General features: G+C 67.9%; 13 protein-coding genes. 5 read left to right on the forward strand and 8 right to left on the reverse strand.

What is annotated here, in order from left to right; all coding sequences use genetic code 11:
• The first annotated feature begins 53 nt into the window (after window positions 1-53).
• A complete protein-coding gene (locus EPA99_RS04985) occupies window positions 54-1,202 on the forward strand; it encodes an acyl-CoA dehydrogenase family protein (protein ID WP_129470089.1) in 1,149 nt (382 codons plus the stop codon).
• Between the two features lie 274 nt (window positions 1,203-1,476).
• A complete protein-coding gene (locus tag EPA99_RS04990; RefSeq protein WP_129470090.1) occupies window positions 1,477-3,255 on the forward strand; it encodes an endonuclease in 1,779 nt (592 codons plus the stop codon).
• 602 nt (window positions 3,256-3,857) lie between these two features.
• On the opposite strand, the gene EPA99_RS04995 is transcribed toward EPA99_RS04990, so the two are convergent.
• The 3 genes from EPA99_RS04995 to EPA99_RS05005 all read right to left on the reverse strand — a co-directional run bounded on the left by EPA99_RS04995 (window position 3,858) and on the right by EPA99_RS05005 (window position 9,003).
• Entirely contained in the window at window positions 3,858-7,043 is a 3,186-nt protein-coding gene (locus EPA99_RS04995; protein WP_129470091.1) for a multidrug efflux RND transporter permease subunit, read from the reverse strand.
• Window positions 7,044-7,055: 12 nt separating this feature from the next.
• Window positions 7,056-8,336: an efflux RND transporter periplasmic adaptor subunit gene (locus tag EPA99_RS05000; RefSeq protein WP_129470092.1), complete on the reverse strand. Its 1,281-nt coding sequence runs from the start codon at window positions 8,334-8,336 to the stop codon at window positions 7,056-7,058.
• 61 nt (window positions 8,337-8,397) lie between these two features.
• Window positions 8,398-9,003, reverse strand: a complete 606-nt coding sequence (locus tag EPA99_RS05005; protein WP_129470093.1) for a TetR/AcrR family transcriptional regulator — start codon at window positions 9,001-9,003, stop codon at window positions 8,398-8,400.
• 300 nt (window positions 9,004-9,303) lie between these two features.
• On the opposite strand from EPA99_RS05005, the gene EPA99_RS05010 reads away from it, so the two are divergent.
• The 3 genes from EPA99_RS05010 to EPA99_RS05020 all read left to right on the forward strand — a co-directional run bounded on the left by EPA99_RS05010 (window position 9,304) and on the right by EPA99_RS05020 (window position 16,311).
• Complete coding sequence (locus EPA99_RS05010; protein WP_129470094.1) at window positions 9,304-14,364, forward strand: NAD-glutamate dehydrogenase; 5,061 nt, start codon at window positions 9,304-9,306, stop codon at window positions 14,362-14,364.
• A 90-nt stretch (window positions 14,365-14,454) separates the two neighbouring features.
• A complete protein-coding gene (locus EPA99_RS05015; protein ID WP_129470095.1) occupies window positions 14,455-15,222 on the forward strand; it encodes an NAD kinase in 768 nt (255 codons plus the stop codon).
• Between the two features lie 117 nt (window positions 15,223-15,339).
• A complete protein-coding gene (locus EPA99_RS05020; protein WP_129470096.1) occupies window positions 15,340-16,311 on the forward strand; it encodes a 5'-nucleotidase in 972 nt (323 codons plus the stop codon).
• Between the two features lie 176 nt (window positions 16,312-16,487).
• On the opposite strand, the gene EPA99_RS05025 is transcribed toward EPA99_RS05020, so the two are convergent.
• The 5 genes from EPA99_RS05025 to EPA99_RS05045 form a co-directional block, all read right to left on the reverse strand.
• The gene (locus tag EPA99_RS05025; protein WP_129470097.1) at window positions 16,488-17,048 is read right to left on the reverse strand and encodes a DUF2939 domain-containing protein; all 561 of its coding nucleotides are present in this window, start codon (window positions 17,046-17,048) and stop codon (window positions 16,488-16,490) included.
• Window positions 17,049-17,055: 7 nt separating this feature from the next.
• Complete coding sequence (locus EPA99_RS05030; RefSeq protein ID WP_129470098.1) at window positions 17,056-17,742, reverse strand: DUF2461 domain-containing protein; 687 nt, start codon at window positions 17,740-17,742, stop codon at window positions 17,056-17,058.
• Window positions 17,743-17,774: 32 nt separating this feature from the next.
• Window positions 17,775-19,217, reverse strand: coding sequence for an exodeoxyribonuclease I (sbcB, locus tag EPA99_RS05035; protein ID WP_129470099.1), 1,443 nt, complete (start codon window positions 19,215-19,217; stop codon window positions 17,775-17,777).
• Between the two features lie 69 nt (window positions 19,218-19,286).
• Window positions 19,287-20,531 (reverse strand): carbohydrate porin, encoded by a 1,245-nt coding sequence (locus EPA99_RS05040; protein WP_129470100.1) that lies wholly within the window; start codon window positions 20,529-20,531, stop codon window positions 19,287-19,289.
• A gap of 93 nt (window positions 20,532-20,624) precedes the next feature.
• Complete coding sequence (locus EPA99_RS05045) at window positions 20,625-22,328, reverse strand: PTS fructose transporter subunit IIC (RefSeq protein ID WP_129470101.1); 1,704 nt, start codon at window positions 22,326-22,328, stop codon at window positions 20,625-20,627.
• Window positions 22,329-22,330 lie beyond the last annotated feature (2 nt).

A 22,330-nucleotide genomic window follows, 5' to 3' on the forward strand; every position in this document is an offset into this window, starting at 1 on the left:
CGAATGGTGGCTTCGCTAGAATTGGCCGCATCGCAACCTGTGGAGGGAAGGACGTGGAGTTTGCTTACACCGAAGAACAGCTGATGATCCAGGACGTCGCCCGCCGTATCGCCCAGGAAAAGATCGCGCCCAGCGCCGAGCATTTCGACAAGGTCGGCGAATTTCCGGTGGAGAACATCCGCCTGCTGGGTGAGAACGGCCTGATGGGCATCGAGACCCCCGAAGAGTACGGCGGCGCCGGGATGGACGCGCAGGCCTACGTGCTGGCGATGATCGAGGTGGCGGCCGGCGACGCGGCGCATTCGACCATCATGTCGGTCAACAATTCGCTGTACACCAATGGCTTGCTCAAGTTCGGCACCGAGGCGCAGAAGCAGAAGTACGTGCGGCCCATCGCCGAGGGCCAGGCCATCGGCGCCTTCGCGCTGACCGAGCCGCAGTCCGGATCCGATGCCACGGCCATGCGCTGCCGCGCGGTCAAGCAGGCCGATGGCAGCTTCGTGATCAACGGCAAGAAGAGCTGGATCACCTCCGGCCCGGTGGCCAAGTACGTGGTGCTGTTCGCCATGACCGAGCCGGGCAAGGGCGCCAAGGGCATCACCGCCTTCATGGTCGACACCGACAAGCCGGGCTTCGGCCGTGGCAAGACCGAGCCCAAGCTGGGCATCCGCGCCTCGGCCACCTGCGAGATCGAGTTCAACGACTACGTGGCCCAGCCGGATGAGGTGCTGGGCAAGGAAGGCGAGGGCTTCAAGATCGCCATGGGCGTGCTGGACGCCGGGCGCATCGGCATCGCCTCGCAGGCCATTGGCATCGCGCGCGCGGCCTACGAGAGGACGCTGGAGTACGTCAGGGAGCGCAAGGCCTTCGGTGCGCCCATCGGCACCTTCCAGATGACCCAGGCCAAGATCGCCGACATGAAATGCAAGCTGGAGGCTTCGCTGTTGCTGACCTTGCGCGCGGCCTGGCTCAAGCAGCAGAGCAAGCCCTTCAGCAGCGAGGCGGCCATCGCCAAGCTCACCGCCTCGGAGGCGGCGATGTGGATCACCCACCAGGCTGTGCAGATCCACGGCGGCATGGGTTACTCCAAGGAGATGCCGCTGGAGCGGTACTTCCGCGACGCCAAGATCACCGAGATCTACGAGGGCACCTCCGAGATCCAGCGACTGGTGATCGCCCGCGCCGAGACCGGGCTGCGCTAACCGACCCCGCGCGCCAGCACGTCGCCGTCGAGCGATGTGCTGGGACCTCGCATGGTGATCGACGGGCCGGCCGCATTGCACCAACCACGGGCCTGCGGACGCCTGCGGCCCGATGGCAGCGACTCGATCCGCGGATGGGGCGACGCCCGCGGCGCTCGGCGCGGCCATCTGCGTGACCCCTTTCACAGTTGTAAGCGCTGGGGTGCGGGAGTGTCGTACGAATGACCACATGCGGCGGCTAGATTCGGCACTCCCCCGAGCAGAAGGAGTTGTCATGGCCCATCGTGGTCTTTCCCTGGGCGTTGCCCTGGCCCTGGCGTGCCCCGGCGTGGTCCACGCCGAGGTCTTCATCAACGAGCTGCACTACGACGATTCCACCGCCGCCGGCGACACCGGCGAGCGCGTGGAGATCGTGGCCACCGCTGGCGAAAGCCTGTCCGGCTACAAGCTGGTGCTCTACAACGGCAGCAGCGCGCCATCGGCCGCCAAGGCTTATTCCACGACGTCGGTGCCCGCCGGTTCCCTGGTGAGCTGCGGAAGCAGCGTGCGGATGGCGGTGGTGAGCTATCCCAGCAACGGCATCCAGAACGGGCCCAGCGACGGCATCGCCCTGGTCGATGGCGCCGGCCAGGTGGTGGAGTTCATCAGCTACGAAGGCCAGATCACGGCCTCCGACGGCCCGGCCGCCGGTCGCACCAGCCGCAATCTGCAGGTCTCGGAGACCAACAGCACCGCGCCGGGCACCTCGCTGCAGCGCAAGGGCAGCGGGGCCAGCGCGTCGGCCTTCACCTGGGCAGGCTCCTCCTCGAGCAGCTTCGGCAGCTGCAATGCAGGGCAGAGCTTCACCGGCGGTGGAGGTGGCGATGGCGGCACGGCGCCGACGATCGTCTCGACCACGCCCACCGATGGCGCCAACGACTTCCCGGCCGCGGGCGACCTGGCGGTGTCCTTCAGCGAGCAGGTCACCGCCGGCAGCGGCGCTTTCGCGCTGCAATGCCAGGCCAGCGGCAGCATCGCCCTGACCCATGCGGGCAGCGGCACGGCCTTCACCCTGGAGACCGCCAGTGCGCTGCAGGCAGGCGAGGCCTGCACCCTCAGCATCGATGCCGATGCCATCACCGACCAGCAGGGCCTGCATCCGGCTGCCGACCGCAGCATCTCTTTCCAGGTGGCCAGCGGCAGCGGCGGTGGCACCAGCGGCTACTACGCCAAGGTCAATACCAGCAGTGCGCCGCAGCTGCGCTGCTCGCTGCACCAGACCATCCGTGGCCATACCGCCTACCCCTACAGCGGCAGTGGCACCAGCACCTGGACCATCCTGGAGATCGCCGACGAGGATCCCAACAACGCCGGACGCGTGCTCGATGCCTACCGCAACCGCAGCTATGCCAAGGGCTCGGATCGGGCCGGCACGGGCAGCGGCCTGACCTACAACCGCGAGCACAGCTGGCCCAACTCGCTGGGCTTCCCCAGCGCCTCAGGCGATCGCGGCTATCCCTATGCGCCCTACACCGACACCCACATGCTGTATCTGACCGATGCGGCCTACAACAGCGACCGCGGCAACAAGCCTTACGCGGCGTGCTCGGCCAGCAGCGGTTGCAGCGAGCGGGCGACCGAGGCCGGCAACGGCGGCGGTGGCAGCGGGAGCTATCCGGGCAATTCCAACTGGGTGAAGGGGCCGGACGGCAACCAGGGCTCGTTCGAGGTCTGGAGCCGCCGCAAGGGCGACCTTGCGCGCGCGGTGATGTACATGGCAATCCGCTACGAAGGCGGCGTGGACCCCAACAACGGGCAGTCCGAGCCAGACCTGGAGCTGACCGACAACCGCAACCTGATCCAGAAGACCAGCAGTTCGCCGGCCTACATGGGCCTGCTGTCGACCCTGCTGGCCTGGCACCAGGCCGATCCGCCCGATGCGGCCGAGCAGGCCCGCAACGAGGTCATCTACAGCTTCCAGGGCAACCGCAATCCCTTCATCGACCACCCGGAATGGGCGAGTGCGGCGCTGTTCAATTCGAGCAAGCCGGCGAGCTGCCAGCTGGCGCAGTGAGGGCATCGCCCGACCCTCGATCGATTTCGATCGAGGGTCGGCGTGTGGGCGTTTTTGCTTCGGTTGGGAGCAGCGGCGAGGCCAGGCCGGTCGCCGAGTTTCCCTCGGCCAGGGAATCTTGCCCGGCCTGGAGGCGCCTGGTGGGCTGTGGCTGAGGCTGGCACGTCACGACGTCCGGATCATCCGTCGTGGCGACGGTGGATGGAGGAGCGCCGCCCGTCCGACCGGGTAGGGTGGACAACGCGAAGCTTGTCCACCAAGTCGCCCGCAGCGGCTGGACCACGAAGCGCCGTGTGAGGCTCATGCGCTCTATTTGAGCAGGCGTACCCGCGCGCAGGCAGACCTGCGGCGGTGGATGGCAGGGCGCCATCTTCGCTTCATGCGTCGCCTGGCGATGGTGGATGAAACATCGTCATCCACCCTACGGCTTTGTTGTGGGAGGACTTCGGTTGAGGAAGTCCAAGTTCAACCGCCGCGGCTCTTGGCCTGGGTGGGCGTCGCGGGTGCGGCACAGACGGTTCACGTCCCTTCATTCCCGCGAAAACCAACGAAAAAGCCCCGGCATCGCTGCCGGGGCTTCTCGCTTTCAACGACTCGAAGACTCAGTGCGCAGGCGTCGTGCCCTGATCGCCGTCGCGCTTGTGCTGCTCCAGGTACTCCTTGGATTGCTCGTCCATCTTGTCGCCCAGCAGGCGGCGGACCACGACGAAGAAGATCGGGATCAGCAGCAGGCCGAAGATCGTGGCGAACAGCATGCCGCCGATGACGCCGGTGGAGATCGCATGGCGGGCGTTGGCGCCGGCACCGCTGGAGATGGCCATCGGCACCACGCCCATGATGAAGGCAAAGGAGGTCATCAGGATTGGCCGCATGCGCAGGTGCGCGGCGCTGACGATGGCATCGTGCAGGGTCTTGCCTTGCGCGCGTTCCATCACCGCGAACTCCACGATCAGGATCGCGTTCTTGGCCGCCAGGCCGATCACCGTGATCAGGCCGATCTTGAAGAAGATGTCGTTGGACAACCCGCGCAGCATCGAGAACGCCAGCGCGCCCAGCATGCCCAGGGGCACCACCAGCAGCACGGCGACCGGGATCGACCAGCTTTCGTACAGCGCGGCCAGGCACAGGAACACCACCACCAGCGACAACACCAGCAGCATCGTGGCGCTGTTGCCGGCCAGGATTTCCTGGTAGCTCATGCCCGACCAGTCGAAGCCGAAGTTATCCGGCAGCTGGTCGTTGACGATGTCTTCCATGATGGTCATGGCCTGGCCCGAGGACGTGCCCGGCGCGGGCGCACCGTTGATGTTGACCGCCGAATAGCCGTTGTAACGGGCCAGCGAGGGCGGCAACGAGTTCCACTTGGTGGATACCACGGCCGAGAGCGGGATCATCGCCGGGTTGCCGTTGGCGTCCTGCTGCAGGCTGCTGGGCACGAAGAACTGGTCCAGGGACTCAGGCCCGGTGCGGAAGGGCGCATCGGCGCGCATGTTCACGCGCTTGATGCGGCCGCCGTAGAAGAAGTCGTTGACGTACACCGGCGCCAGCATCAGCTGGATCGAGGTGTAGACGTCGGTGACCGACAGACCCATGGACTCGGCCTGCACGCGGTCGACCTTCAGCTGCAGCTGCGGCGCGTTCTCCAGCATGTTCGGCCGCACCTGGGTCAGCTGCTTGTTCTGCGACGCGATCCCCAGCAACTGGTTGCGCGCGGCCATCAAGGCATCCTGGCCGGCGCCGGTGCGGTCCTGCAGCCACATGTCGAAGCCGCCGAACTGGCCCAGGCCCTGGATGGTCGGCAGGTTCACCACGAAGATCTGCGCGCCCTTGATGCCGAACAGGGCGCCATTGGCATTCTTGATGAAGTCCTCCACGCCCATGTCGCGGTCGGCCCAGGGCTTGAGCTTGATGAAGGCCATGCCCACGTTTTCGCCCTGGCCCAGGAAGCTGAAGCCGGTGATCTGCAGCATGCCCTGGAAGGCGGGGATCTGGCTCAGCTGGCTGCGGATCTGGTCCATGACCTTGTTGGTCTGCTGCATCGGCGTCCCCGGCGGGGCCTGCACGATGGCCAGCGCATAGCCCTGGTCCTCTTCCGGGATGAAGCTGGTGGGCATGCGGCTGAACAGGAAGCCCGTCAGCACCACCATGATCACGAACAGCAGCATCCAGCGCGGCGCGTGGCGCACCTGCTTGCCTATTACACCCACGTAGGAGCGCTCGACCTTGCCGTAGTACTTCTCGAAGGTGCGGAAGACGATGTTCTTCGGCTTCTCGTGGCTGTCGTGCTCGTGCTGCTTGAGGAAGCTGGCGCACAGGGAAGGGGTGAAGCCCAGCGCCAGGAACGCCGAGAAGCCCATGGAGATGGCGATGGTCAGGGCGAACTGCTTGTAGATCTCACCCGAGGCGCCGCCCTGCAGGGCCGAGGGGATGAACACTGCCGCCAGGACCACGGTGATGGCCACCACCGCGCCGGTGATCTGCTCCATGGCCTTGAGCGTGGCCTCGCGTGGCGGCAGTTTCTCTTCCGCCATGATGCGCTCGACGTTCTCGATCACCACGATGGCATCGTCCACCACGATGCCGATGGCCAGCACCAGGGCGAACATGGTCAGCTGGTTGACGGTGAAGCCGATGAAGCTCAGGCCCAGGAAGGTGCCCAGCAGCGCCACCGGGATGACCAGGGTGGGGATGATGGTGGCGCGGAAGTTCTGCAGGAAGATCAGCATCACCAGGAAGACCAGGACGATGGCCTCCACCAGCGTGTGCACCACTTCCTCGATGGAGATCTTCACAAACGTGGTGGTCTCGTACGGGGCGAACCACTTCACCCCCGGCGGGAAGGTGCGCGCCAGCTCGTCCATCTTGGCGTTGACCGCCTCGTACACGCTCAGCGCGTTGGCGCCGGGCAGCAGCTGGATGGCGAAGGCGCCCATCGGGGTGCCGTTGTACTTGGTGTCAAAGCCCCAGTTCTGCGCGCCGAAGGACACGCGCGCCACGTCCTTCAGGCGCACGGTGCCGCCGTTGGCGTTGCCGCGCAGGATGATCTCCTCGAACTGCTCAGGCTGGGTGAAGCGGCCTTCGGCCGAGACCGTGGCGGTGAAGGACTGGCCCTCGGGCGCCGGGTCCGAGCCCAGCGCACCGGCGGCGAACTGCACGTTCTGCGCGCGGATGGCCGACATGACCTGGCTGGCGGACATGTTGTAGCCCTGCAGCTTGGCCGGGTCCAGCCAGATGTTCATGGCGTACTCGGAACCGAAGTGCTGGGTGCTGCCCACGCCGGACACGCGCGAGATCTGGTCCAGCACCTGCGAGGCAATCAGGTTGTTGATCTGGTTGCGATCGATGCGCGGGTTTTCGGAGGTCACGCCCACGACCATCAGGAAGCCGGCGTTGGCCTTGGCCACCACCACGCCCTGCGCGGTCACCTCACTGGGCAGGCGCGGCTGCGCCAGGGAGACCTTGTTCTGCACCTGCACCTGGGCGATGTCAGGGTCGGTGCCGGTCTGGAAGGTCAGGGTGATGGTGGCCCGGCCGGAGGAGCTGGAGCTGGAGCTGAAATACAGCAGGTTGTCGATGCCGGTCAGGTTCTGCTCGATGACCTGGGTCACCGATTGCTCGGTGGTGGTGGCATCGGCGCCCGGGAAGGTCGCCTGCACGGTGACCTGGGGCGGGGCGATGTTGGGATAGGACTCCACGCCCAGGTTCAGCAGCGCGATCACGCCGGCAAGCGAGATCAGGATCGCCGTGACCCAGGCGAAGACCGGGTGGTTGATGAAAAACTTTGGCATGGCGGTGATTCCTTATTGGGCCTGGCCCGAGGCCGGCGCCTGCGAGGGCTCGTCCTTGCGCTCGCCCTGCGGTGCGGCCTGGCCCTGCGCCGGCTTGGCCGCGCCACCGGGCGCGGCGCCCGCCGGGGCCTTGCCCTGCTGTTGCTGTTGCTGCTGCGCCAGCGCCTGCTCGTAGGGGATCGGCTTGACCTCGCCGCCCTCCTTGGTCTTCTGCAAGCCCGCGCCGATCACCTTGTCGCCCGCGGCCAGTCCGCCGGTGACGATCCACTTGCCGTCCAGGGCGCGGTTCTCGATCTGCACTTCCTTGCGCACCACCTTGTTGTCCGCGCCCACCACCAGCGCATAGGCGCCATTGGTGTCGCGCTGGATGGCCGCCTGCGGGATCAGGAACACATTGCTGCGCGTGCCCAGGTTGGCCTCGACGGTGACGAAGGTGCCGGGCAGCAGCACGGTCTCGGGGTTGGGCACGGTGGCGCGCAGCGAGATCGCGCCGGTGGCCTGGTCCACGACCACGTCGGAGAAGTCCAGCGTGCCGGCCTGCGGGTAAGCCTTGCCGTTCTGCATGATCACCTTGACCGAGGCGTCCTGCGTATCGGACAGGCTCACCCCGCCAGCGCCTTGCGCGGCGCGCAGCGACTGCAGTTCCTCGGCGCTCATCTGGAAGTTCACGTACAGCGGATCGGTCTGGTCCACGGTGGTGAGCAGGGTGGTCTCGCCCTGGCCGACCAGCGCACCTTCGGTCACCCGCTGCTGGCCGGCGCGGCCGCTGATGGGGGCGATGACCGAGGTGAAGCTCAGGTTGATGCGGGCGTTTTCCACCGCGCCACGGGCCTGCTGCACCGCGGCCGCGGCGCTACGCTCGTTGGCTTCGGCCTGGTCGATGTCGGCGCGCGAGACGTACTGCTGCGGAGCCAGGCTGCGGGCGCGCTCGGCCACCACCTTGGCGTTCTTGGCGGTGGCTTCGGCCGAGGCCAGCTGGCCCTGGGCCTGGCGCAGCTCGGCCTGCATCGGCGCCGGGTCCAGCTGGAACAGCACGTCGCCCTGCTTGACCTGGGTGCCTTCTTTGTAGGTGCGCTTGAGCACCCAGCCCGGCACGCGCGCGCGCACGTCGGCGCTGCGATACGGGGTCAGACGGCCCACCAGGTCGCGCACCAGCGGCACGGTCTGCGGCTGGGCGGTGATCACGCCCACTTCCGGCGGCGGCATCTGCGGTTGCTGTTCCTGCTTGCCGCAGGCGGCCAGGGCGACCAGCACGGCGGACGCGAGGGTCAGGGAGCGGAGGTGGGTGGTCATGGAGAAACTCCGGGAGAAATCTGGTTTGGATGGGAGGCGGGGCGAAACGCGCTGGGCGTCGTCACGAAGGGGTGTACATGCGGAGAAAGGCCTGGACCACGCGATCGGCCCAGTGGCGTCGCGCGTCGGCATCGCGGGCCGGCACGGCAAAACGCTGTCGCTCGAAATCCAGGCCGGCAATCATGCTGAGCAGCAGCTCGGCGGCGAAGTGCGGATCGTCATGCCTGAGCTCGCCGCGCTCCATGGCCGTGCCCAGGCGCTGCGCCAGCTGGTCCAGCAGCGACTCGGCGCCTTCACGAAACAGCGCGCGCGCCTCGTCGGGGAAGTGCCTTGCTTCGGCCACCACCAGCTGGCTGCTGGCCACGATCAGGGGATCGGCCAGGCGCTCCAGGTGGTGCTGCGCAAAACGCTGCAGCGTCTGCGGCAGTGAATCGGCTTCGCGCAGCTCGGCCGAGGCCTGCGCCAGGTTGTCGTGCACCACGCCCTTGAGCAGCTCCTGCTTGCTGCCGAAGTGCGCATACAGCGTCTGCTTGGAGCAGCCGGCACGCTGCGCCACCGCGTCCATGCTGATGCGCAATCCCTGCTCGGCAAGCAGATCGCGCACGGCCTGATAGACGCGCTGACGGCGGACGTCGCCGCTGCCGATCGTGGCGGAGGAGGGATCCATGGGCGGTGGACTATACCGTCCAGTTTAGAATTTGAACAGCGGGGTAAGGGCTTGAATTTGCGGAAATTTCGTGCACAAAGCGTGAAGGGTGGCGACTTGTTCACGCGGTCCTTACATTCGCTTCGTGCTGGAAGAGGGGTGACGTGGTGGCTTCGCTGTAGAGCAACGTGTGCCACACCACAGGCGCCTGCAACCCCGGATGAAGCGGCATCGTGGAATTGCGGCTGTGCAACACAGGCAGAAAACTTACGCTCGTTACAATTTGCGCACTTTGTACTTCTCTTCGAGCAACGGCCTGCAATGAACTCGGTACGGAAAACGAAATCCGCAGCTTCAAAAACCGCCACCCTGGTTGAAAAAGCCAAGTCCGCCGTCACCAGATCCACGTCTTCCCGCAGCAGCAAGGCCGCCGGTACACCGGCCGGCGCCAGTGCGGGCAATGCCGGCCAGGGAGGCGGTTCGCCGTTCTCGCTGGAGCCGATCTTCCAGGCCATCCGCGCCCGAACCGCTGCCGGCAAGCGCGATGAGGCACTGGCCTTTGCCGAAGCGTTCTACAAGCGGATGGAGGACGACGAGTTCCCCAACCACAGCCCCGAGGGCTGGGCGGCGATGTCGGCGGACATGCTGGAGTTCGCGCGCGTGCGCAAGCCGGACAAGGCCAGCGTGCGCGTGTTCAACGCCACCGAGAAGGCCAATGGCTGGGAGTCGCCGCACTCGGTGATCCAGATCGTCAACGACGACATGCCGTTCCTGGTGGACTCGGTGAGCATGACCCTGGCGTCGCTGGGCGTGGGCGTGCACGTGCTGGGCCATCCGGTGATCCGTTTCAGCCGCGACAAGGCCGGCAAGCTGACCGCCGTGGGCGAGGGCAAGGCCGAGTCGCTGATGGTGCTGGAAGTGGACCGCCAGCCGCCGGATGAGATGCCACGCATCGCCCAGCGCATCCGCGACACCCTGGACGAGGTCCGCGGCATGGTGCGCGACTGGAGCAGCATGCGCGAGAAGATGCTGGCCGTGTCCGACGACCTGGCCACCCGCCGCATGCCGGTCACCGATGCCGGGCGCCGCGAGGCGCAGGAGTTCCTGCGCTGGGCCGCCAACGACCACTTCACCTTCTTCGGCTACCGCGAGTACAAGGTGGTCAAGCAGGGCAGCGAGAAGGTGCTGGTGCCGGTGGAAGGTTCCAGCCTGGGCCTGATGCGCACACGCGACCTGCCGGGTGCGCGCCCGGTGAGTTCACTGGCGGCCAATGGCCTGCGCTGGGAGGGCGGGTCGGAAGCGCTGATCCTGACCAAGACCAATGCGCGCTCCTCGGTGCACCGCAAGGGCTACATGGACTACATCGGCGTGCCCGAGTTCAACGCCGCGGGCGAGATCGTGGCCGAGCAGCGCTTCCTGGGCCTGTACACCTCCAGCGCCTACAACCGCCGGCCGTGGGAAATCCCGATCGTGCGCGAGCGCCACGAGTACGTGATGCGCCAGTCGGGCCTGTCGCCCAACAGCCACAGCGGCAAGGCCCTGCGCCATATCCTGGAGACGTTGCCGCGTGAGGAGCTGTTCCAGTCCAGCAACGACGAGCTGTACCGCACCGCGATGGGCATCCTGGGCCTGCAGGAGCGCGTACGCAGCAAGCTGTTCCTGCGCCGCGACCGCTATGGCCGGTTCTTCTCGGCGCTGGTTTACGTCCCGCGCGATCGCTTCAACACCGACTTGCGCCTGCGCATCGAGGCGCTGATGCGCGAGGCGCTGCACGGCGAGTTCGTCGATGCCAGCGTGCAGCTGGGCGAATCGCCGCTGGCGCAGGTGCACCTGACCGTGCGTCCCAAGGCCGGCGAGCAGATCAGCGTGGACAGCGCCGAGCTGGAGGCGCGGCTGGGGCACCTGCTGCGCAACTGGCATGACGACCTGCGCGAGCGCCTGGTCGCCCGCCATGGCGAGGCCCGGGGCCTGACCCTGGCCAACGGTTTGGGCCGCGCCCTGCCGGTGAGCTACCTGGAACACGTCACGCCGGACAATGCGGCCAACGACGTGGAGAAGCTGGCCTCGCTGACCGGTGAGCAGGACGTGCGCGTTACCCTCTACCGTGCCCAGCACAGCCGGGCCGGCGAGGGCATGCTGCGCCTGAATCTCTACACCTGGCAGCGCGATATTCCCCTGTCCGACGTGCTGCCGGTCATGGAGAACATGGGCCTGCGCGTCATCTCCGAGCACCCCTTCCGCCTGGAAGTGGACGGCAGCACCGTGTACCTGCAGGAGTTCGAGGTCGAGGCCATTGCCGGCCAGATCGACGTCGAGGACCGGCATGCGGCTTTCGAGGAAGCCTTCGCGCGGGTGTGGCGTGGCGATGCCGAAAACGACCGCTTCAACCGCCTGGTGCTGAGCGGTCATTTGGACTGGCGCCAGGTCGCGCTGTTGCGTGGCTACTGCAAGTACCTGATGCAGACCGGCGTGCCGTTCTCACAGACCTACGTGGAAGACACGCTCAACCGCTACCCGTTGCTGGCGCGCCTGCTGGTGGAGCTGTTCGAATCGCGCTTCAATCCGGCCAACGGCCGCAAGACCGACGCGCAGTTCAAGGCCTCCCAGGAACAGCTGCAACAGCAGCTGGAGACGCTTGCCGGTGCCGATGAGGTCGCGACCAAGGCGGTGGGCAAGCTGCTGACCGCCCGTGCGGGCACCCGCGACGAGCGCATGGAAGCCACCCATGGCGCGCTGACGCGCCTGCTCGATGGCGTGTCCAGCCTGGACGACGACCGCATCCTGCGCAGCTACACCGCGGTGATCGAGGCCACCCTGCGCACCAGCTATTACCAGCGCAATGCCGCCGGTCTCCCGGCGCACACGGTGTCCTTCAAGTTCGATCCCACCCAGGTCCCAGACCTGCCCAAGCCGCGCCCGTACCGCGAGATCTTCGTCTACGGCCCGCGCGTGGAAGGCGTGCACCTGCGCTTCGGGCCGGTGGCCCGCGGCGGCCTGCGCTGGTCCGACCGCCGCGAGGATTTCCGCACCGAGGTGCTGGGGCTGGTCAAGGCGCAGATGGTGAAGAACACCGTCATCGTGCCGGTCGGCGCCAAGGGCGGCTTCTACGTCAAGCAGCCCCCGGCCAGCGCCGAGCGCGATGCGGTGATGGCCGAGGGCATCGCCTGCTACAAGATGTTCATCCAGGGCCTGCTGGACATCACCGACAACATCGTCGACGGCAAGATCGTGCCGCCGGCCAACGTGGTGCGCCACGACAACGACGACCCCTACCTGGTGGTGGCCGCGGACAAGGGCACGGCGACGTTCTCCGACATCGCCAACGGCCTGGCCATCGACCATGGCTTCTGGCTGGGCGATGCCTTCGCCTCGGGCGGGTCGGTCGGTTACGACCACAAGGGCATGGGCATCACCGCCAAGGGCGCGTGGGAGTCGGTCAAGCGCCACTTCCGCGCATTGGGCCGCGATACCCAGTCCGAGGACTTCACCGTGGTCGGCGTGGGTGACATGTCCGGCGACGTGTTCGGCAACGGCATGCTGCTCTCGCCGCACATCCGCCTGGTCGCGGCCTTCGACCACCGGCACATCTTCCTGGATCCGGCGCCGGATGCGGCCCGCTCCTTCGCCGAGCGCGAGCGCATGTTCAAGCTGCCGCGTTCGAGTTGGGCCGACTACGACGCCAGCCTGATCTCCAAGGGCGGCGGCGTGCATGCGCGCAGCCTGAAATCCATCGAGATCACCCCGCAGGTGCGCGAGGTGCTGGACCTGCCGGCCACGGTCAAGACGCTTTCGCCCACCGAGCTGATGAGCGCCATCCTCAAGGCGCCGGTGGACCTGCTGTGGAACGGCGGCATCGGTACCTACGTCAAGTCCTCGGCCGAGACCCACGCCGATGTCGGTGACCGCGCCAACAACGCGCTGCGCGTCAACGGCCGTGAGCTGCGCTGCAAGGTGGTGGGCGAGGGCGGCAACCTGGGCCTGACCCAGCTGGGCCGCATCGAAGCCTCCCAGCACGGCGTGCTGCTCAACACCGACTTCATCGACAACTCCGCTGGCGTGGATACCTCCGACCACGAGGTCAACATCAAGATCCTGCTCAACGCCGCGGTGCAGGCCAAGAAGCTGGGCATGGACGCGCGCAATAAGCTGCTGGCCTCGATGACCGACGAGGTCGGCCAGCTGGTGCTCAACGACAACTACCGCCAGAACCAGGCGCTGAGCCTGATGGAGCGGATGAGCGTCAGCCGCATCGGCTCCAAGCAGCACTTCATCCAGGTGCTGGAGAGCCAGGGCCTGCTGGACCGTCAGATCGAGTTCCTGCCCAGCGACGCCGAGTTCGCCGAACGCAAGGCGCGCGGCCAGGGCCTGACCCGTCCGGAGCTGTCGGTGCTGCTGTCCTACGCCAAGCTGGTGGCCTTCGGCCAGTTGCTGGAATCGGATATCCCCGAAGACCCGTACCTGTCTAAGGAACTGCAGCGCTACTTCCCCGCGCCGCTGCAGAAGAAGTACGCCGCGGACATGGAAAAGCACCGCCTCAAGCGCGAGATCATCGCCACGGCGGTGACCAACTCCACCATCAACCGCATGGGCGCGACCTTCCTGCTGCGCATGCAGGAAGACACCGGCCGTAGCCCGGCCGAGGTGGCCAAGGCCTACACCATCACCCGCGAAACGCTGGATGCGCGGGCGCTGTGGACGCAGATCGACGCGCTGGACGGCAAGGTCGAGGAAGCCACGCAGATCGATGCGCTGCAGGTGATCTGGCAGCTGCAGCGTTCCTTCACGCGCTGGCTGCTTAACCGCCAGGGCGCGATCCCGGGCATCGCCACAGCGGTGGAGCGCTACAAGGCCGGGTTCGACGATATCCGTGCCGCCGATGGCGTGCTGCCCGATTCGCTGCGCCCGGCCTACGAGGCCAGCCTGCGCGACTGGAACGCCAAGGGCGTGACCGGTCCGCTGGCCGTGCAGCTGGCCGCGCTGCCGTACCTGGAGCCTTCCACGGACATCGTGGAAGTGGCGCTGTCGCACAAGCTCAAGACCGTGGACGTGGCCAAGGTGCACTACCGCCTGGGCGAGGCCTTGCACCTGCCGTGGCTGTTCCAGCAGGTCGATGGGCTCAAGGTCGACGGCCGTTGGCATGCGGTGGCCCGTGGCGTGTTGCGCGATGAGCTCTCCACCCAGCACCGCACGCTGACGGCGCAAGCATTGGCCATGCCCGGCATCACCGCCGAGGCCAAGGTGGCGCACTGGCTGGCGCGCGACAGCGTGGCGCTGCGCTTCACCCTGGCCATGCTCAACGAGCTGGCCGCGCAGAAGACCCTGGACTATCCGACCGCTTCGGTCGCGGTCCAGCGCCTGTCCCAGCTGGCAGCGCAGGGCTGATCCGGCCTCGGGGATGACGCAGGAACGGCCGCGCAAGCGGCCGTTCTCTTTTCCGCCGTCGCGATCGCCCGGGCAGAGTATCCTCACGCCATGAGCCAGCCGCGCATCGCCTTCCTTGCCAGTCCCGCACCCGCCGCACAGCAGGCGTTGTCCGAGCTGGTCGCCGAACATGGCAACCACCTGCCCGAAGACGCCGACGTCATCTGCCCGCTGGGCGGCGATGGCTTCATGCTGCAGACCCTGCATCGCCATGGCGCCCTGGGCCGCCCCGTGTACGGCATGAAGCTGGGCACGGTGGGATTCCTGATGAATCACCATCGCGGCGAGGGCCTGCTTGAACGCCTGGCGACAGCCGAGCCTGCCACCTTGCGTCCATTGGAAATGCGGGTGCTGACCGAGTCCGGTGCGACCACTGGCTCGCTGGCCTACAACGAGGTTTCGCTGCTGCGCCAGACGCGCCAGGCCGCGCACCTGAGCATCGATCTCAACGGCCGCACCCGCGTGGAGGAGCTGATCGGCGACGGCGTGCTGGTCGCCACCCCGGCCGGCAGCACCGCCTACAACTTCTCCGCGCATGGGCCGATCCTGCCGCTGGGCTCGCACACCATCGCGCTGACGCCGATCGCGCCGTTCCGTCCGCGCCGTTGGCGCGGAGCCATCCTCAAGGCCGACACCGAGGTGTGCTTCAAGGTGCTCGATCCGTACAAGCGCCCGGTCAGCGTGACCGCCGATTCGCACGAGACCCGCAACGTGCTGGAAGTGACCATTCACGAATCGCGCGACCGCACCGTCAGCCTGTTGTTCGACCCGGAGCACAACCTGGAAGAGCGCATCCTCAGCGAGCAGTTCACGGTCTGAACCCGCAGCGCGCGCGCCACGCCCGGTTCGCGTCGTCCCGCAGGCCCGCCCGGCAACCTCTCGTTCCTCGTTCCCCTCCACTCGTTCCTCGCTCTCCCTCGCTCTCCCTCCCCCGACATGCCCGACAACACCCCACGCCTGCTGACCGTCGCCGTCACCTCGCGCGCCCTGTTCGACCTGGAAGAGAGCCACGCCTTGTGGCAACGCGAGGGGCTGGAGGCCTACGCCCGCTACCAGCGCGAGCACGAGGACGATGTGCTGGCCCCGGGCGTGGCCTTCCCGGTGGTGCGCAAGCTGCTGGCGCTCAATGCCGGCGCCCCCGAGGACACGCCGCGGGTGGAGGTGATCCTGCTGTCGCGCAACTCGGCCGATACCGGCCTGCGCATCTTCAATTCGATCCAGCACTACGGGCTGGGCATCGTGCGGGCCACCTTCACCGCGGGCGAGGCCACCTGGCCCTACGTGAAGCCCTTCGGCACCGACCTGTTCCTGTCGGCCAATCCCGATTCGGTGCGCAGCGCGCTGCTGCACGGCATCGCCGCGGCGACCATCCTGCCTAAGCCGGCGGGCGAGCAGGCCGAGGCGGCCATCGCCATGCGCGAGGAGGCGGCCAGCGGCGATGGCGCTGGCGCGTCGGGTCGCTCGCAGCTGCGCATCGCCTTCGATGGCGACGCGGTGATCTTCGGCGATGAGAGCGAGCGCATCTCGCGCGAGCAGGGCGTGGAAGCCTTCGGGCGGCACGAGCAGGAGAACGCGCGCGCGCCGCTCTCCGGTGGCCCGTTCCGCAACTTCCTCTCGGCCCTGCACCAGCTACAGGCCGCGTTCCCGCCAGGCGAAAGCGCCCCCATCCGCACCGCGCTGGTCACCGCCCGCTCGGCCCCGGCCCATGAGCGCGTGATCCGTACCCTGCGCGAGTGGGGCGTACGCCTGGACGAGGCCCTGTTCCTGGGCGGTCGCCACAAGGGCCCGTTCCTGGCCGCCTTCGGCGCGGACATCTTCTTCGACGACTCCCAGCACAACATCGACAGCGCCCATGCGCATCAGAGCCTGGCCGGGCATGTGCCGCATGGCGTGGCGAATGAGGAGTGAGTGGGGGGGGGAGGCGAGGAGTTAGTGAAGAGGAGTGAGAAGTGAGTGGGGCCGCCTCGGGGCTTTGAACATGCGGTAAGCGCACGCGTGGATTTCTCCGTCATGACCCGAGGGATGCTGTACTAGCCGATCTTAGGAAAGCATCGCATCGCCGACACTCCGCCTTTGCTCACTCCTCACTCCTCTGCGCTCACTCCTCGCCCCAAAGGCAGCCGGATATCCGTCAACTTCCAAACCAGCCCGCGCCGCTCGAACACGAAGGTGATCGGCTCGCCGGCATCGGTGCGGGTCGTCGCGGTGAAACGCGATAACGATTCATAGCGATGCTCGGCCTGCCTGAGCGGCTCGGCCGGGGCAGGGGGACCATAGGTGTCGCCATTCGCGGTGTCCCCCAGTGCGCGCTTCCACACCGAACGCCCTTGCAGCATCGCGGCCACGCCGACCGGGGTCACCATCGCATCCACGCCCAGGCCGAGCACACGGTTGCCGAGCGAGAGTCCGAACTGACCCAGCAGGCTGGACTGCATGTCCGCGCCGGCCCGGCGTGCCAGTGCGTCTTCCAGCTGCGCGCGAAAACTCAGGCGCAGTGCCGCGAAATCGACATGGTCCGAAAGGGCGGACACGTCCTGCGCCTGGAGCGCGCGATGGATGCCGCGGATGGCCAGGTACGGCCCGGCTGCGACATAGCTGCCCAAGGCGAGCAGCAGGATCAGCGCGAGGGCAATCCACTTCCTCATGACGCCGCTAGAACTCCAGCTCCAGACTCGCGCACAGATAGTCCACGAATGGCCCCAGCGCCTGCAGGTCCGAAGCCAGGGTCTTGCGCAGCCCCGGGCCGGTGACGGTCATGTCGTCCAGGCCGCGCCAGAACACGAAGTTGCGATGCTTGAGGTCGTCGATGAACTCGAACTCCGGCGGGAAACCGCGCGGCGGGCGGGTCAGCATCTCGTCTTCCTCGAAATCGAAACGCCGGCGAAAGGCGGCGCCATGGGCGGCTTTCTTCCAGCTGGCGGGGTTGTCGAAGATGAACTGCCGGATGCGGCGCAGCGTGTCGGGCTCCGGGTGCCAGACGCCGGCGCCGACGAAGCTCTGCCCCGGCTGCAGGTGCAGGTAGAACGATGGGGCGGGCACCTCGCGGCGGCGCTCGTGATAAAGCCTTGCGCCCTGCCAGGACTTGTACGGCGACTTGTCGTTGGAGAAGCGCGCATCGCGATAGATGCGGAACAGCGAGCCGCCGACCGGCTTGGGGTCGGAGCGGAAGTGCGGGCTGACCTTGGCCAGGTCCGGTTGCAGGTCGGTCAGCAGCTGGTTGAAGGGCTGGCGCACGTGCGCCTCGTAGTCGGCCCGGTGCGCGGCAAACCAGGCCTTGTCGTTGTGCTTGGCCAGGCCGCGCAGGAACTTGAGGCTGGCGTCAGTGAAATAGCGGGTCATCGGGGTCCGGAACGAAGGTGCGCCAGGGCCGTCTACAGGGAGGCCTGCAGCTGCCGGCCCCAGTCCTGCAGACGGTCCAGCAGGGCCTGCTTGTTACCATCGCCGGCGTTGGCGGCCCGTAAAGCGGCAAGCTCGGCCGCATAGCTTTCAAAGCCGTATTCGGACAGCGCAGGGTCGCCCCCCAGGCGACGGCGGCGGTAGCCGTCCCAGCGCTCCTGCTCGGGCTGGGACAGGGTCTGCGGCCAGTTGCGCGCGCGATAGCGGAACAGCAGCTCGTCCAGGCGCGGATCGCTGAAGCCAAAGGCGCGGGCGCCCAGGGCCTGCGGCGGCGTGGCCCGCACCTCGGCCAGGCGGCGCTTGTCGCCATCGCCGATGAAGCCGTCGTAGAGTGAGGCGTCCGCATCCGGGTGCTCCCTGGCGCGCTCGCTGGCATAGACCTGACGCACCTTCTCGGCGATCTGCGCCGCGTGCGGTCGGAGGCGCTCGGCCTGGTGCGCGACGGCCTGCGGGTCGATCTGCAGGCGCTGCAGGTCGTCCTCGCGCAGGTAGTGCCACGGCACGATCGCCGGGCATCGATTGGTGTGGACTTCTTTCAGCGCCACGCGGCGCACGCCCTCGGGCAGGTCGGCTGATGGCGTGTAGAGGCGGTCGGCGATGTCCTGCGCATCCAGCTCCAGCAAGGCGTCCACGTCGCCATCCAGGTCCATCACGATCACGCGGCTGTCGATGCGCGGATGACGCGCCAGCGGCAGCACCGGCGCGGCGCACAGGCGGGTGGCGGGGTAGCGCTGGGAGACGTGCAGCACCGGCGTCATCGCCACGCAGTCCAGCAGCGAGGCGGCAAAGCGCTTGTTGCGCAGCTGCAGCGCGTAGTCCCACAGCCGCGGCTGCGCCCTGCGCATGGCCTGGGCGATGCCCAGGGTGGCGCGTACGTCGGACATGGCCTCGTGCGCCTCACCGACACGCACCTCGTTGGCCAGCGCCAGGTGTTCGAGCTTGAACGAGGTGCCCTTGCCGTCCTCGCGCTGCGGCCACTGCACGCCTTGCGGGCGCAGGGCGTGGAACAGCCGCGCCACGTCCAGCAGGTCCCAGCGGCAGTTGCCGCTGCGCCATTCGCGCTCGTAAGGGTCGAAGAAGTTGCGGAACAGGCCGTGGCGCACGAACTCGTCGTCGAAGCGCAGGGTGTTCCAGCCCAGCGTGCAGGTCTGCGGCCGCGCCATCTCCTCGCAGATGCGGGCCATCGCCTCGCACTCGCGCACGCCCTCGGCCAGGGCCTGCTGCGGGGTGATGCCGGTGATCAGCGTGGCCACGGGCGAAGGCAGCAGGTCATCGGCCGGGCGCACGTAGAAGGTGACCGGTTCCTCGATGGGATTGAGCGCCGCATCGGTGCGCTGGCCGGCGAACTGGGCGATGCGCGTGCGGCGCGGATCCTGGCCGAAGGTTTCCAGGTCGTAGAAGAAAAAGCTCTCAGCCATCGAAACATGACGTGGCGATTGGCCACACAGTATGCCGCCAGTGCGCGCTGGCGGCAGGCCGCGGCGCGCTCAGAGGTTGAGATCGAACCTCAGGCCGGCGACCCAGGCATTGGGCAGGTCCACCGCACGGGCCGGCGCGTTGAACTGATCCGGATGCATCACGTAGTGCAGGCTGGGGGCGATGCGCAGGTGCGAATTGACCGCAAAGCCGTAGCTCAACTCCATCATGGTCTGGCCGCTGGGTGGCGTGCCCGTGCCACCGGCCACGGCGCGGGTCAGGCGCAGGTTCTCCAGGGCATCGTCGCTGTACTGCTGGCGGGTGACCACCAGCGCCAGGTCGTCCTGCGGGCGGCTGGCGAAGGTGCCCTTCTGCACCAGCCCGGCCTGGGCGAACCAGTGCTCGATCAACTGGCCGGAGGTGCCCTTGAGCACCGCGCCGAACAGGGTCAGGCCGTGCGAGGCGTCAGGCCCGCTGACCTGTTGCTCGAAGCGCGCATACGCGCCAGAGCGACCATGCCGGCCGGCGTAGTCCAGCCCGCTCAGCGCGGCCGGGGTCCCGTCGGCATCCACCAACGGATCGCGGTAGGGCGCGTTGTCCTGCCAGCCGCCCAGCTCGTACATGGCCTTGTGCCGCGCACCGGCCGCGCTCTGCCAGCCGATGGCGTAGGGCACGATCCAGCCGGTGGCCTGGCTGGTGCTCCAGCGCAGGCCATGCTCGCCGTCCATCGCCTGGCTGGGATCGACCTGGTAGGCGCCCACGTGCACGTAGAGCTGCGGCGTCACCCAGGCCTTGGCGTCGGCCATCCAGCTGGACACCGGCCACCAGGTGAAGCTGCTGGTGCGGAACACATAGGTCGGGTTGCCGCAGGCGGAGTTGCCCTGGAAGAACTGGCACAGGTCCGAACCCAGGAAGTGGATGTTGGCGATGCTGCGGCCGGCCTCCAGCACCAGGCGCCCATCGAGCAGGGACTGCTCCAGGGTCAGGTTGGCCAGGCGCGTGCCCTGGCCGCCGTAGATCTCCTGCACCGAGGTGCTGTTGCCCAGGCTGCTGTTGACCAGATTGGTGCCATGCCGGTTGATGACGTAGGCCTTGAGCGTGGCCCCTGGCCAGCCGACCGCCTGGTCCAGGTGCAGGTCCATCCCGATCAGGGCCTGGCCTGCGTAGGCGCTGCCGGAATCCTGCCCGCCGCCCAGCATTGCGGCGGCCTCACCGGTGTAGGACAGCTTGGGCGTGATGACCTGCTGGGCATGGGCCAGCGGTGCCAGGAGCAGGGCGAGCGCTGCGGACAGGGGGCGAAGGCGTGAGCGGGACATGCGTCGGGTTCCTGGCATCAAAGCGAGGGAAGGAGGCGCGCGGCGGTGCAACGCCGCGCGAGGCAGTCGATACACAGCGGTTTGGCGTGGGGCTCAGCCCTTGGCCGCGACCGGCTTCTTGAACAGTCCCAGCGCCACGGCGGTGACCGCCACGCCCACCACCAGGGCCAGCAGGTAGGTCCCCAGGTGGGTCACCGCGTTGGGGATCGGCAGGACGAACACGCCGCCATGAGGCACCTTCAGTTCGGCGCCGGCCGCCATCGAGATCGCCCCGGCCACGGCCGAGCCCAGCACCAGTGCCGGGATGGTGCGCAGCGGGTCGCGCGCGGCATAGGGAATGGCGCCTTCGGTGACGAAGGCCAGGCCCAGCACCCCGGCCGCGCCGGCGGTGCCGCGCTCCTCGGCGGTGAAGCGGCTGCGGAACAGCCAGGTCGCCAGGGCGATGCCCAGCGGCGGGGTCATGCCGCCGATCATGGTCGCCGCCATGGGCGTGTAGACCTGGCTGGAAATCAGCGCGGTGGAGAACGCATAGGAGGCCTTGTTGACCGGCCCGCCCATGTCCACCGCCATCATCCCGCCCAGCAGCAGGCCCAGCACGATCGCGCTGGTGCCCTGCATGCCGCGCAGCCACTCGGTGAGCCAGGCCAGCAGCTGCGCCACCGGCGTGCCGATCACGTACATCATCAGCAGGCCGACCAGCAGCGTGCCCAGCACCGGCAGGATGAGCACCGGCTTGAGCCCCTGCAGGCTGCGCGGCAGGCGCAGGAAGCGGTTGATCCAGGCCACGCCGTAGCCAGCGACGAAGCCGGCCAGGATGCCGCCGATGAAGCCGGCGCCCATGTTGGCCGCGACCACGCCGCCGATCATGCCCGGGGCGATGCCGGGGCGGTCGGCGATGGAGTAGGCGATGTAGCCGGCCAGCGCCGGCACCATCAGCAGGAAGCCGCCCTTGGCCCCGATCTGCAGCAGGCTCCAGGCCAGCGTGCCGCTGCTGGCATCGTCGCCGGCGTAGATGCCGCCGATGGCGAAGGCCAGGGCGATCAGCAGGCCGCCGGCGGTGACGAAGGGCAGCATGAACGACACGCCGGTCATCAGGTGCTTGTAGGGCCCGGCGGCCTTGGGCTTCTCGCTGGGCGTGGCCGGTTGGTCGCCGCCGGCCTGCACGCTGGCCTCGGCCAGGGCCTTGCGAATCAGCGCCTGGCCATCGTTGATCGCAGGCTTGGTGCCGCTCTTGTACACGCGCTTGCCGCCGAAGCGCGACAGCTCCACCTCGCGGTCGGCAGCCACCAGGACCACGTCGGCCTGGGCGATTTCTTCCGCGCTGAGGGTGTCCTGTGCGCCGACCGAGCCCTGGGTCTCCACGCGCAGGTGGTGGCCCAGCGCCGCGGCGGCCTGTTGCAGGCCCTCGGCGGCCATGAAGGTATGGGCGATGCCGGTCGGGCAGGAGGTGATGGCCACGATGCGCTTGCCGCCCGCAGCCACCGCTTCGCCCTTGCCCGCGCCGATCCAGTCGGCCAGCACGCCCTCTGGATCGCGTAGCACCGCGTCCAGTTGCACCGCGGTGAGTGCCGCCTGGCCGAAGCGGCCGCGCTCGCCATCGCCATCGCCCACCAGCAGCACGCTGCTGGCCTGCGCGCAGTGCGCCGCATCCAGGGCGCCGGTGATGCCCTGATCGCTGCGGATCTCGATGGCCAGTTCAACGCCGCCCTGGCGCGCGGCGCGGCGCAGCGCCTCGGCGGCCAGGACCGCTTCGGTGCTGCGCGGGCCGGCAGCGATGACCACGATGGAAGCTTGCATGC

This window comes from Pseudoxanthomonas composti (assembly GCF_004122095.1).
In the GTDB taxonomy this organism is placed as follows: domain Bacteria; phylum Pseudomonadota; class Gammaproteobacteria; order Xanthomonadales; family Xanthomonadaceae; genus Pseudoxanthomonas_A; species Pseudoxanthomonas_A composti.